At 39.0% G+C, this 14,067-nt stretch carries 12 protein-coding genes; 1 reads left to right on the top strand and 11 read right to left on the bottom strand.

The window, feature by feature from the left end:
- From DOT_RS22450 to DOT_RS22425, 6 genes are all read right to left on the bottom strand, one after another.
- Positions 1–1,281 (bottom strand): multiheme c-type cytochrome, encoded by a 1,281-nt coding sequence (locus DOT_RS22450; protein ID WP_139024280.1) that lies wholly within the window; start codon positions 1,279–1,281, stop codon positions 1–3.
- A 287-nt stretch (positions 1,282–1,568) separates the two neighbouring features.
- Positions 1,569–1,760 (bottom strand): ferredoxin, encoded by a 192-nt coding sequence (locus DOT_RS22445; protein WP_009623811.1) that lies wholly within the window; start codon positions 1,758–1,760, stop codon positions 1,569–1,571.
- Positions 1,761–1,831: 71 nt separating this feature from the next.
- Positions 1,832–2,809 carry a bile acid:sodium symporter family protein gene (locus tag DOT_RS22440; protein ID WP_009623810.1) on the bottom strand — a complete coding sequence of 326 codons (978 nt, stop codon included), beginning with the start codon at positions 2,807–2,809 and terminating at the stop codon, positions 1,832–1,834.
- 222 nt (positions 2,810–3,031) lie between these two features.
- Positions 3,032–4,141, bottom strand: a complete 1,110-nt coding sequence (locus tag DOT_RS22435; RefSeq protein WP_242833899.1) for an alanine racemase — start codon at positions 4,139–4,141, stop codon at positions 3,032–3,034.
- A gap of 61 nt (positions 4,142–4,202) precedes the next feature.
- Positions 4,203–4,952: a hypothetical protein gene (locus tag DOT_RS22430; protein ID WP_009623808.1), complete on the bottom strand. Its 750-nt coding sequence runs from the start codon at positions 4,950–4,952 to the stop codon at positions 4,203–4,205.
- 291 nt (positions 4,953–5,243) lie between these two features.
- A complete protein-coding gene (locus DOT_RS22425) occupies positions 5,244–5,729 on the bottom strand; it encodes a ferritin family protein (protein WP_009623807.1) in 486 nt (161 codons plus the stop codon).
- 424 nt (positions 5,730–6,153) lie between these two features.
- Between DOT_RS22425 and DOT_RS29120 the strand changes: the two genes are divergently transcribed.
- Positions 6,154–8,070: a LytS/YhcK type 5TM receptor domain-containing protein gene (locus DOT_RS29120; protein WP_009623806.1), complete on the top strand. Its 1,917-nt coding sequence runs from the start codon at positions 6,154–6,156 to the stop codon at positions 8,068–8,070.
- Between the two features lie 213 nt (positions 8,071–8,283).
- Here the strand turns inward: DOT_RS29120 and DOT_RS22415 are convergent, their stop codons facing one another.
- The 5 genes from DOT_RS22415 to DOT_RS22390 all read right to left on the bottom strand — a co-directional run bounded on the left by DOT_RS22415 (position 8,284) and on the right by DOT_RS22390 (position 13,902).
- A complete protein-coding gene (locus DOT_RS22415) occupies positions 8,284–8,964 on the bottom strand; it encodes a membrane protein (RefSeq protein ID WP_040413235.1) in 681 nt (226 codons plus the stop codon).
- Positions 8,965–9,370: 406 nt separating this feature from the next.
- Complete coding sequence (locus DOT_RS22405) at positions 9,371–11,086, bottom strand: HAMP domain-containing methyl-accepting chemotaxis protein (protein WP_009623803.1); 1,716 nt, start codon at positions 11,084–11,086, stop codon at positions 9,371–9,373.
- Between the two features lie 336 nt (positions 11,087–11,422).
- On the bottom strand, positions 11,423–11,701 hold the full coding sequence (locus DOT_RS22400) for a hypothetical protein (RefSeq protein WP_009623802.1): 279 nt from the start codon (positions 11,699–11,701) through the stop codon (positions 11,423–11,425).
- A gap of 866 nt (positions 11,702–12,567) precedes the next feature.
- Positions 12,568–12,939, bottom strand: a complete 372-nt coding sequence (locus tag DOT_RS22395; RefSeq protein WP_009623801.1) for a hypothetical protein — start codon at positions 12,937–12,939, stop codon at positions 12,568–12,570.
- A 426-nt stretch (positions 12,940–13,365) separates the two neighbouring features.
- On the bottom strand, positions 13,366–13,902 hold the full coding sequence (locus DOT_RS22390; protein ID WP_040413231.1) for a universal stress protein: 537 nt from the start codon (positions 13,900–13,902) through the stop codon (positions 13,366–13,368).
- Between the last annotated feature and the right edge of the window lie 165 nt (positions 13,903–14,067).

Below are 14,067 nucleotides of genomic sequence, written 5' to 3'. Positions count from 1 at the left end.
TTAACGACCTTCTATTTTAGTCGATTTGCTGGTATCCTGCGTCGTTGTTGCAGCTATAGGTAATTTTTTGCCACGAAGGTCAGCATCCCTCTCCTTCAGTTCCGTTAGATCTATTAACTGCTCATAGATTCCATGCCACTGTACATAATCGGGGCCATTCATAAATGCACCAAACCGCATGCGCCGTCCTTCATGGTGCCAAATTTCAAATCCTTTATAATCAATAGAGCTTGAGAAGGGAGCCGTGGGAATAAGGCCATCATCTTTTAGATTCTTAATAATTGTCTGAGCGGTTTTGATGTTCTCATTTCCTGCTAACACCACTTTGTCCGCGTTATCATATAGTGTTTTTATCGATGTTTGAGAATGACACTCTAAACAAACTGTTTGCATGTTAAGACGATGAGTCTCCCAATCCACGCGTTTTTCTGCTTGGGCTGGAGCTAATTTCCAGCTGAGGCGCTGACCAACATCGTGAGTCCCTGGGGCTGAACCGAAGGTCGCCATATGGCAGATTGCGCAGGTGGGGGCATCAAAGTTTTTACTGGATAATGTTCCAACAGGAGCATCCCAATCCCATTGGGCTCCTTTATTGGCATAGAGTGTACCGTGGATTGACTCGTCGTAAATTTCTTTCATTGGATGATCCGGACCGAGGTGACAAGACCCACAGATCTCAGGTTTGCGAACTTGTTCTAAAGAAAATTCATGTCCGGCATGACATTTTGCACAGTCCCCAAAGGTACCGTCAGCGTTAGGTTTGCCGATACTATGGCATATTTCACAACCCATTTTAGTAATTTCAGGACTTTCCATATGATAAAGGTCATTATATTTACCGGCGGCTGACAATCCGTAACGTTTGAGTTGTTCATCAGTAAAAGAGGTTGGACCCGTCTGAGCATACCATGCCGCTGCACTATGACGGCTATGGTCAAACTGAGTCGCTTGACTAGGGTGACACCGAGAACAATTTTGTGGGGTAGGTCGTAAAACGATATTATTATCGTAATGGTTAACAGTAAGCTTACTGCCCGGTTCACCTCGATGACAGTCAATACAGGCAACCTTGTTGGCGGCATGTTTACTTTCGCCGTACTGTTTGACGATTCCAGGTGTTGTTCGATTATGACAGGTTAGACAACTTCCTCCGTTCCCTGCAAAGGACGAGGTGGCGGGATTTACTTTATTAGAAGTACTCCACACTTTGAATACATAACCTGCGGCAATCGTAACTATTAAGGCAATAATCAAATTTCGCCAAAATTTATTGTGATACATACTATCCGGATAAACCGGAACACCTCCCCTGATTAATGGTATGAGGTAGTTTGTTTTAGTCACTTCCTCATTGTTTGATGAAGGTTATTATGTTCTAGAGCTGCTTTTTTATGTATTTAGGAAAGACTGGGCCTTATGTTTCTTGAAGTTTTTAATACTCAAGTCAATGAGCTGATCATCCTTGTAAAGAAAATGCCGTCTCTTCTTAAAATAAATAAAAACTGTAAAATCGAATGATTATTAACATCCGATTTTACAGTTTTTTCATGTTACTTACCTTGTCAATCTTATTCCTCGATAGAAATACAGTGTGCTGGGCAGCCCTCGGCAGCTTCTTTGGCTGATTCCTCACACTCACTGGGGACTGGGTTTGTGTAAGCTACTGCTAAACCATCGTCCTCCATCTTGAACACCTCAGGACAAAATGCCGGGCACGATTCACATCCGATGCACTCATCTTTGTCAACTTCAGCAATCATATTGTAACCTCCTTAAACTATTACTCCCATTGTCAAAAGTAAACATTCCCAATATCTTATCATAAGATGCATTATTTATAAAGTTTCTCATCTGGGCCCATTTGTGCGAATTTACTTCGCGACCAATAATACCCGATTATGGCAGCTAGGGGCTGTTGAAAGAGTATGCCGAGGGTGACCGGAATAGCAACGTCCGGGGTGAAATAGTTTACAGCTATGACAGAACCGAAGCTAATGTTGCGCATACCAACATGATATATCATGGCTCCAATCGTTGCGGGACTGGGATTACGATAAATATAACTTCCGAAATACCCTAGGGCATACCCACAAACAACCAAGAGCAATACAGCAAACAGCATTTTTACCAAGGAAATATTCCAATGAATATCCGGCCCGACTACAGCGGCATTTATTAAGATAACTCCAAACATAGATAGCTTTGCCGAAAGCCCGCCGACGGACTTTGCAAACGAAGTGAGCTTACCCCGAGTCATATCATTGATAAGCATGCCGGCTAAACTTGGACCTGTAACCATTATAAGAAGTTGTAGGGCCATATGCCAGAAATCGATATGTACTGCTTGCCCCACAATGGCAAGAAAAAATGCAGGCAGCCATACAGGTACAATAAAGGTATCGAGCGTAACCACCAGCAGTCCCAGCGCAACATCTCCGTTGATAATCGATGTCCACATGATAGATGTAACTCCAACAGGAATCGACGCTGTAATTAAAAATCCTAGTCTCATCGCAAAATTATCCGGATAAAATATCAAACCAATCGCCCATGCCACAGCGGGAGCTACAATATGAACGAGAAAAAGGGACCAAAGCGGCATATGGGGTTTATTTAGTATACGCATAAATTCCCTCATGCTCGTACCAAGGGCCGTCATAAAAGTCATATAAGAAAATAGGGCGACAAGTAAAGTATTAAACAAGGCGTTAGGACCAGGTGACCAAACGAACCCTATTAGTAATGCCGATAAAACTACTAGAAACATGTGCTCAGCGAGCCAACGATTCCAACCTGCAAATCTATCCATTATTTCATTTTCCCCTTATGTACTACACATTTTTTATCCTACTGTTATTTTCAACCCAAACAATTTTGTCCCCTTAGTCTATCCTTCATATGGGACTCTTACTTATCTCACCGCTTAGTAACTATTCGGCGGAACTTATCGTTTCACAAGGAACGTGGACTGATAAAAAAATGCAACCAAGTAGCATCTTCTACCGAGTACAGCAGTGTACAGGAATCACTATCAGCTATGAAAAGCTTTTGTGGTTGAGTTTCCTCTCATATCGATTTCGATGAGCCTCTCTACTGTATCACCTCTGCAACCTATCAGAAAACTGGTGAGGTTAGCGGATGAACAAGCGTGATTTGGAATTATTTCCACTTTATCGCCGACTCTTAGCGTTGTGGGGCATTCAAGATGTAATTTGGCAACTTCTTCAGAAAGGCTGTAAACAGTAAGTTCTGGATGGCCTTTAACGAAACCAAATCCCTTTAGAGCGTTGTTACCGTGAGCACCTTGATCAAGTCCTAGACATTTGGCACCGGCATCGCAAATAAACAAATCTTTAGAAGGGTGAGAAATTACCGTGGCGTATACTGAAAGAGCGCATTCAGATTCTTTGGCTGTATTTGTTGACATTTGGATGTTGTCATTAAACACATAATTACCAGGATGGAATATATTAATGTTTTCATCAGAAACAGAACCAAAGAAGGTCGGGGTGGAACCACTGGTAATCATCTCAGGATTATAACCTTGAACCCTGAGTATATCAACAGCTCTTCTAACTGCCTTCTTCTCTTGGTCGACATATTGTTGAATATCTTCCTGCTTTATAGCAGAGTAAACATGACCAGGATGCGTGGAAATTCCCTTTAATACTAGGGATTTGAAATCTTTTAAGGAATCCATAAAAACATCGACTTTCTCCGGTGAAATTCCGAAGCGATGTAATCCGCAATCAATGATGATGGTGTAACTCACCATTACCTCAGCTGATTTTGCCGCGGTATTAAGCATTTTAGCTCCTGCATAGTTATCAATACGGACAATGAAGTGGCATTTCTTAGCCAGTGCGATCACTCTTTGAATACTAACATCACTGGCGACTGGGTAAGCATACATTATGTTTTTTACACCTAAATCGCAAATACCTTCACATTCGTCGAGCGTACCACAAAGAAAACCTGTTGAACCTGCAGCTTCCTGCATTTTCACTATTTCTGTGCTTTTATGTGTTTTAATCATCGGCCACAGTTGTTTTCCATTTTCATTACATAACGATTGAAACCTGTTTATATTGTTATCTAGAATATCGAGATCAAGCAAAATAGCTGGTGTTTGAAGTTCCATTTTTTTCAAACTAAATCCCTCCATATCTACGAGTATCTCCACCAACTTCTGCGCATTTCGGTCATTCAAAAATCACCGAACCCTTTTCTTTAAAGGGGTTTCTTCTAGTGGCAAGCGAAAATAGATATGGATAGTCAATCTTTAAGTACTTCATGTAGCATACCCATTCAATTGTTAGGAGGCGATATGCTCTCATGACATCGTTTGACAAATGGGCCATATCATTCTTAGGCAGCTCCTCTAAGCTATCCCTGCTTTCCAGTTCTTCCGAGACATGTAACAGCGCCCAAAGCATTTCGGTAAAGGCATCATGTTCCAATAAATTTGGATTGTCAAACATTCGTAACAAATAGGGTTTATAAGCATGCAAAAACTCTCTCAAGGACACAAGCTGCCTGGCAGTGCACTCACCCTGGAATTTAAAGCCTTTAACCACGTTCGAAGCCTTCTTGAATTCAGCTTCCTTCCATTCCGAATTCACACTCAAAGCACCCTGCAAGTCGGATATATCTAAATTAGAACCAGACATAAGAGAGATAGCAGCAGTACCAAGCTCACTAAAAAAAGCACTTATTACGGTATTCAGCTTCAGCAGTTTTTCTCGTTTCTCTCTTGAAGTCAGCAGCTTGTCCAGAACGAGGGTGACAATGATTACCTGAAGTGGAACGAAGCCCAGATCCTGTAAAAGGTAGAAGAAAGTATCTCGTGGCGATTTAAAGATGTAATATTGAATGCAGTACAATGCTAAGGAACTGATAATTAGCAGGAGTCCAATACGTAGGTTTGCGCTAAAGTTTTTAATGCTAGACACCTCCTATGTTAACCGTCAGTGTCATCACTGACCACCTTTACCTTATCAACCTACTTAACTACCCACAAATTTTTTGGGGCATTCGGAAAAGTCTCTGCTTTGTTCATCTTTTTCTTATCTTCTCAGTTATTCTCAGCAAATCATAACAGAACATAATTTTCATTTCAACTCTACCACTCTATAGAAGCTCCTGTATTTGTGGAACACTGAAACCGGTATATTTTTCCCAACATCAAAAAATCCTCGTCAGCATTTTAATGCTAATCGAGGATTCTTATAATATCTTCAAATCTAGATTTCTCGAAACAAGAGATTGATTTTTTTGATATGCCCTTTCTCTTCATTTATTAACTGTTTTATTATGTCATTACCTGCTTTATCCACGAAATTTTCAAATTCTTGAAAGATCAGGATAGAGTCTTTTTCAAAGCTTAAAGCGAGCTGAAGAATCTCACGATTAGATTTTATTCCCTGAACTATATCTTCAACGTTACTTAGATTAAATATGTGACTATTAATCATTGCCCTCAAGTAATCTCCATATTCTCCGACATAACTCTCATTAGGTACGAATTCCTTAGATAGTTTCTCTGCCAATCTTCCAAAATCAGCAATATGTTGTTCTTCCTCTTTGGCAAGATAGCCTAGCATTTCCTTTAACTTAGTACCTTCTGCATAAGATACGGACTTTTCGTAAAAGGTTTTGCCCGAACGCTCCATTTCCAATGCCAGTTCAATAATTTCTTCTCCGGAAAAATTAATAAGACTCCAAGACATCTGCATCGACTCCTTCTTAAACTAATCTTTGCTATAGGATGCATGTATACTATGAACCTATCCATTTTCTAAGTACGGCTACTCAACTTCAATTCCTCATTTTCAATATTTTATCCCTCCATTTCAAGGTAATGAGTTTCCGAAAGACCGTTTATATTAATCATTATAATATCATATATTTAGAATGATTACTATATTTTTATTAATATTTTATAATATTATTTTCATTATTCTTTTCAGATTAGCAATGTATTTGATGAGACTCTGTGGACATAGAACACTAGAACACCTCCCTTGGCCTTTATTAAAATTCACAGCTCACATTTGTTTTCAAGTTATCTGACAAATGCGACAAATTTCCGCTATCATGTGAGGTACAATTTAAACACTTGACAAGTATTATTCCCAAAGGGAGGTAGGTATTTTGTACTATGACTTTGTAACCAATGTGATTGTTGTCTTATTTCTCTGTGGCTCTGTCATATGGATAGACTTATCTCTCAACAGAAAATACTCTCCTTACATATTAGGGGTTATGTTCGGCCTAGTAACTATTATTGTAATAAACAATAGAATCGTTGTTGTAGAAGGTCGCTTTTTTGATTTTAGACATATCACCATGACTATGGCAGGCTTTATTGGTGGCCCAGTGACCGCTGCAATAGCAACTATCATAAGCGCACTTTATCGGTACAACATGGGTGGAAGTGGTACGATGGGTGGAATTACCAACATTATGGTTTTTGCTTGTTTGGGTAGTATCTTGGGGAAATATTTTAAAGATAAACCAAAAGAAAGACCTCCATTGTATTGGTTTATCATCGGCACCGTCATGGCCTTGATTTTGCTATTAATCATGATATTTATTCCTATATGGCAGAGTGACTCAGCGAGCGTCCTGCGAGTTGTCGCGGGTCCTTTATTAATCATCACTCCGTTAGCAACGACCATAATATTTCACTTCTATTTCCGAATCTATAATTTCTTTGGCAAAGCATCGATTCTAAACAAAATAATTAACTCGAGTCCAATAAACTTGATGATCTTTGACGCTCATGGGCCAATTCTTGTTAGCAAAACTTTTAAAGACCAACCCCAAGATCCTTTAAATATCGAAGATTTGTTTCAATTAAAGGATGCCGAGAAAACGTGGTTGGACACTAGAGAACAACAGCATAGGGAAATCGCTACAGAAGACGGAAGGTACTTCGACGCAGACTTGTCTAGTTTTCAGATGCCTAGTGGCCAATACGCATGTGTAGCGATTGTTAATGAAGTTACCGAAAGAAGATTATCCTATGAAAAACTAATGAAATCTCAAGAAGAAACGGTTTCTATCCTCGAAAGTATGACAGATTGTTTTGTTGCCATTAATAAAAACTGGCAAGTCACCTACATAAATCGAGCAGGAGAAATAGCCTTCGGAAAATCCCGTGATGAGTTATTGGGCCAAACAATGGATGAAATACATAAGCTCAATGGTACGGCACGGATACACTATAATGAAGTAATGACCGAAAAGAGAACAGTTACTTTTGAAATCATTTCCGAGGCCTTGGGTAATAAATGGTTTGAAATAAGTGCTTACCCTACTGAAACAGGAATGATATGTTATCTGCGAGATATTACCAGCCGCAAGATAGCTCAGAACGAAATGGCTCGACTCGACCGTCTTAACCTTGTAGGACAATTAGCTGCTGGAATCGGACATGAAATAAGGAACCCCATGACTACAGTACGTGGTTATCTCCAACTGTTGGGCGAAAAACCTGATTATGCTGCTCGGAAGCCTACCTTCGAGCTGATGATCTCCGAAATAGACCGCGCGAACTCGATTATTACAGAATTTCTCTCGCTGGCGCAAACAAAACAAACTGAACTCAAAATTCAAAACCTCAACGACATTCTTAATCATTTATATCCTCTATTAGAAGCCGACGCGTTTACACAAAATAAACAAATCAAATTTATTCCAGGGGAGATTCCCAACCTAGCCCTCAATGGTAAAGAAATCTCCCAACTAGTTCTTAATTTAACCCGCAATGGATTTGAAGCAATGGAGGAAAGAGGTTGTCTGACCCTTGAGAGTTATTTACAAGATGACAAAGTAGTGCTAGTAATTGAGGATGAAGGATGTGGTATGCTCCCTGAAAATATTAGCAAGGTAGGGACCCCCTTCTTTACCACTAAAGATAATGGAACTGGTTTGGGTCTGGCAACATGCTACAAAATTGCAGAGGCTCATCAAGCAAAAATCTGCGTGGATTCTAATCCCAGAGGGACAACCTTCTTGTTACGATTTCCGTTACCTAAGCAGGAACATGATGAAATGATCACCTAATTAAAAAAATAAAGCATTATTCCTCCCCTTCATCCCACTCTTACTCAAAACAAAATGCGATGGTTGAGAAACGTCATCTTCTCAACCATCGCATTAAATTTCATCTAATTATTCGAGTAGTGTTATGAGCTACGATTACTGCTAAAGGACCCTATTCTAAACACGCACAAAGTATTTCTTAAACACTTGTGTGCCAATATTAATTCCCTAAATTCATTTAATATACGCATCTGCATAGACTATTTTTGCTAGTTTTTCTTTCAGATTCTTGACATCCTCATCAATGAACCTATGCTTGATGCTGCTTACATCGAATTTCAAAATCTTAAAGGCAAACTGAATAATGTATCCTAAAGTTAACGCCATAATCAAGGTTCCTGCTCCCGCATAGCCACCTAATATATATCCTACAATTAGTGCGCTTAATTCAATAGCATTTCGCACGAACCTTACTGACTTACTTGTCTTTTTGGTTAGAGCAATCATTAAACCATCCCTCGGACCAGATCCTAATCCAGCTCCGATATAGAAATAACTGGCAATTCCAATGACTACCATTCCCCAAACCATCATTATTACACCTGATATGACTCCCTTGCATATCGGAATCAAGTGATTAAGCATTATCAGATCCATAAATAGCCCAATAAACAACATGTTGCATAAGGTTCCCCACCCTAATCTCTCTCCTAGGACCGCGTCTAATATTACCAGAATTATTCCTACAGCTATACTTGCCTGACCCATAGTAATACCGACAAGGTGAGTCATTCCCTGGTGAAAAACATCCCACGGCGCCAGACCCAGGTTTGCGTTAATTGTCAAGACTATACCCACGGAATACAAAAAAAGACCTATGAAGAGTCTTATAACCTTTTGCAACATTTGTTTCATTGCTTACCACCATAACCTTATGCAAATTATTCACCCACCTTGGAATTTATTCGCCAGCGAGTAATAAATTCCCTTTTTTGGGCTCACGGGTCAAAACAGAAATCATCTCTGCCTTTCTGCATAGTTTGCCGATTATGGTAAACATTAAAATACAACAAATATTGTGGGGTGATTATATGTTCCTGAAAAAATCGTTTTCTAAAATGCTATCCTATTTGGCCCGGTGTGATCCACACTCATACTATATCCCTTATCCTCTAGAAGAAAGTGAAAATCAAACAAATACTAATGGCCCCAAGATTTAGTGGATCTCTATGAGGCAGAACATATCGTTCCGCGAAAGATCCTTGAACTGACGCGGAACGATACAAATGACATTCCTCATTTACAGATCAATGTCGTAGTTTTATATAGTAAATTTGTTGATGACTTCTTGAAGTTCGAATGCCAAAGTGGACAGACTTTGGGCCGAGGAAGCAACTTGTTCCATCGAAGCAGTTTGTTCTTCTACCCCTGCAGAGACCGTTTGCGCTTGATTTGCCGTCTCCTTACTTATTGAATCAACTTCACGAACCGAACTAACTATTTGCTGGTTACCGCTTGCTATTTGTTGAATGGTAGCAGCTATTTGATCCATTTGAGCGGACACATTTTGAACGAGTTGGGCTATTTCACTAAAAGATTCTCCTGCCACATTGACAACTTCCATGCCCACTCTTACATTTTTCACTCCATCTTCCATGGCATCGACCGCTGTACTAATATCACTATGGTTTTGATTGATTAGGGTCTCTATTTGTTTTGTTGCTTCACGTGATTGTTCTGCCAGCTTTCGGACTTCTTCAGCCACAACTGCAAATCCACGACCATGTTCACCAGCTCTCGCTGCTTCAATAGCTGCATTTAGAGCTAAGAGATTTGTTTGGTCAGCAATCCCAGTGATTACTTCAATAATGTTTCCGATCTTTTTGGAATTCGTCGATAGTTCCAGTATACTGTGTTGTACGCGGTCAGTTCCTGAGCTAATATTGTTCATCTGTTCAACAACTCTATTTAAGGCTTTTTGTCCTGAATTACTTGTTTTCAATGTGTTGGCCATAGAATGAGTAATATCAGCAGAACTGACAGCGACTTCTTCTGTGCTCGTGGAGATCTCTGCAACAACAGATGACGTTTGGTTAACCGCATCTGCTTGTTTTTCTGTCCCTTGGGCTACAAGTTCAATAGACGATGCTATTTGGGTCGAAGCTTGAGTATTTTGTTCAGCTATAGCAGTTAGCTCTTCTGATGAAGCCGCTACTTGTTCCGAGGATTCGGAAACTTGCTTAACCAATACATGTAAATTATTTTTCATCGTATTAAAACTAGTGGCTAACAAACCCGTTTCATCATTTCCTTTGATTATTACATCTTCAATCGATAAATCTCCTGTAGCAACCCGTTCAACGCTTGCCAACACTTTCTTGATAGAATTAGAAATCAGACTCGCCACCGCAAAACCAATCAATAGACATAATATTGCAGATGCGATGGATATGGCAATGATAAGGTTTATGGACATGACATAATCTTCAGTATTTTGCGCTTGAGCATTATCAGCCTTTTTCACACTATAATCTGCCAATTCTCTCAATGTTACGCTAAAGGAATCCAGGTGAGCAAAAGCATTATTAATATAATACTTGTAAGCACCTACTTGGTCTCCACCAATTTTCATATCTAATGCTTTTTGCCTTTCGAGTCTATAAGTAGCTAACTCTTGTTCAAGTTTAGGTAGTTTTTCTTTCTCATAAGGATCAAGATCTAACTTTGTATACGCACTATAATTTGCGTCATAAGCGTTCGATCGTGTTTTCATATCCGCTTGAAGTGTCATTTGAGTAGCTTTATCCGAGGACAGAATAAAATTAAATACGTCCGCTTCTCCAGCTCTGGAATTCACCCGAGCTTCATCTAGATATTTGACCGACATTAAAACATTTGAATAACTATTATTCATTTGGCCGTTTGCCTTAGCATTAAAATAGTAACCTACAAACCCAACGCTGCCTATAAATAAGGTCATCAAAGTGACAAGTGTTAGAATCTTAGTTTTGATTTTCCAACTTCGTAACCAAAGCATTTTTTAAATCAACTCCTTTTTAATAACCCGCAATCTTGATATTCAACTGGGATTTCCAGATTGCACATTGAGTTAATTGTAATAATTTTAAGATTTGCTGTACACCTTATGCTCAAATTGGCCATCGCCCCTGATAGAAAGGTAAATTCCTTACGAAAATAATTCCTTTTCAGGAGATGAGCTTTCCTTATGCTATATTACAACACAATACTATATATTCCTACAGAATATATTCGACATATTTCTTAAACTCCCATGACTAATTCTGGCAACATCTGTATAGCAACTCATCAAGGCCGCCTGACTTTATCAGGCGGCCTTGATGAGTTGCTATAACTAGATAAGGTTTAATGGAGAAAACCACATCTGGTCTTTGTCTACATAGGCAGTGATGCCATTTTGACATCCTATGAAATGAGTCAGTTCACTCTGTACTCGGGTCAATTCATTTTGAAGCTCAATTTCTGTCGTCTTTCCAAATAAGTTAATCCAATTCTCGTATTCCCTTTCGAGCTCTTTAATAGTTGACTTGCTCCTAATCTCCTTTAGGACTTCATTAGAAGCGCATTCGTCCGCATCACAGAGCAGAAATATTCGGATCGGAGCATCATCCATCCACTTTCCTCCTTATCCTCATTTTCATTTTAATTTTTATCAGGTTGTCCACAGGTTTGTGCTAAAAAGTTGCTATATTGCTACGTATGTTTGAAAACTTAATTTTATTCAAGCCACCCATTATAACAGGCGACTTAATTGCTATCTATACAAGCAACATTGACAGATAACCTGCCCTCTTAAACAGAAAAGTGTTCTATTTTGGCACACTATGGTAAGCAACTCCGAAAACCAACTATTCTTCATAAATAAAAATGACGCTTAATACAGCGTCACTCTGTCAGGCAAATCTATAACTTCCTCAATGAATAAGCAACATACCCGGTGATCTATCCCCTTATCCTCCGGGCTTCGCAATAACCAAAAGCCGCCCCACAGCAAGGGCGACTTTTAGTCTTTTTCATGTAAGTTGTTTTCTTTGATTATATCTAGGATATCCTCTGCTATAAGAATACAATAAAGTTCTTGATATTTGATCATTATCATATCAAGAACTTATTAAGATTTTTGAACAAGATACAAAACAAAGACCACCAATCTAAGGCGGTCTTTCGTTAAGGTAAAAGAGACTTGCCTAATTTGCTATTAGACGAGCTCTTCAAAAAGTCCCTCCGAATTGCTGTCCCCGGAGGGCAAATAGGAGCATTACATGAAAAAGACTTAAGGGATTAAACGTCCCTTGACCTTATTATACCATGATAAAGGGCGTTAGCCATTGGTAAGTATAGGTATGATCAATTGTTGAATTTTCTCTGATCATCGCTTGCCATCGCAATAACCTCCACTTGCACCAATTGGACTTTTGATTTGTAATACAGTTATTGCCCCATGAGAGCATAGAGGAAATGTGGCGTGATTTACCTTAATTACAATATGGATTTTACAGCCTCAAAAAGGGCGTCAACAGGCTCTTTCTCCGTAAATATTCTATGGTCTTCTCCAATCCAAATTTCTAGGTTCCATAAACTATGTTCTCCATATTTCATGCCTAGTACTGGCGCACACGGTTCCAACAGACTTAAACACTGACCTATGGTAAGAAGCGGGAGACTAAATGGCTTAATTTTTACATTAAATAATTTCAAATTTTCTTCGTCTTCAGCATCAAACAAATGTTCATCGCAATATTCTTCAAAGGCAAACAAATCGCTAAACTTTGGCTTCCACCATTCTTTTAGTTTATCCTGTTGTTCAGTAGTAAGTTGTTGGAGTTGATCAGCGGTAATTCGTTGCTTCATTTTACATTTACACCATCCTCATAAAGCGCCCAGCAGATAGGCGCATCGTTAAGATACCCACTTTTTCACATATTCCACAAAACCACTTACTGGTACACAACTCAAACTATTCACTCAACTCAAGACTAGCATACTAATCTAACTTAGTATAGTGGAAAAATAATCTTTATATTTGTAGATAATCAAACAAACCTTACTAAATTTTGTTACTTTTTCTTGTGGCTTAATCTTCTCTACAACAATCAAATAAAACTGATCTAAGCCGCCTGTTTTAAACAGGCGGCTTAGGTTTAAGGCAACAACACTAATGATCCTAACAAGCAGGCTTTTAGGGACCATTAAACATAGTTTATGTATTAACAGTCTGATTAAATGATCACAAATCCAATGCCCTTTGGCATATGCGGTTTACAATATCTTTTGTTTTTAATAGTTATCGATAAATTTTTGAGGTAGCTTTTTAATAAGCTGCACCGGCATTGGCGCCCGATTGAGCACCGTGTGGGCGAAACTCCCAAATATTAGTCCTTTGACTTCCGAAAACCCTCGTGTACCTATAATAATCAGTTCAAATGAGTTTTTTTCGGCATAATCAATAAGCGCTTCTGCTGTGTCCACAACATTGTTCTTAGCTACTAAAATTTCATGTTTAACGCTATGACTTCTTCGGGAGAATATCTCATTGGTTCTAGTTAATATGTCTTGGTACTGTTTTTTCGTCTCATCATCAGCATCATTAATAATTTGTTGCATCCAAACAGAGTTAGGACTAATAGGCCAAATATCCATGACGTTATATTCAGACGCAATCACTTCGTCTTCAATACTTTCCTGGAACTGCACAACCGTTATATTCATATTTGAAATATGTTTTAATAGTGTCGCCGCATAAACCGAAGCAGAAAATGAATATTGTGACCCATCAACATAAAGCAACACATTAAACGTAGCATCTTCTGTCATCCCAAATACCCCTTTCATTACTATTACTGATTTTCCCTTAGTATAAACGCTTTCAGGTCATTGAGCCAATTATGTCCAGTAATAATTTTGATAGTCATATAAAACAATCTTATGGTGCATAAGCCTATCCCTAAATAAAATCGATCCTCACACAGATAGAAATAG

Origin of the sequence: Desulfosporosinus sp. OT (genome assembly GCF_000224515.1) — a bacterium.
Taxonomy (GTDB): Bacteria; Bacillota; Desulfitobacteriia; order Desulfitobacteriales; family Desulfitobacteriaceae; genus Desulfosporosinus.
The sequence above is the reverse complement of the archived record's forward strand: the minus strand, read 5'-3'. Positions and strand labels throughout refer to the sequence as shown.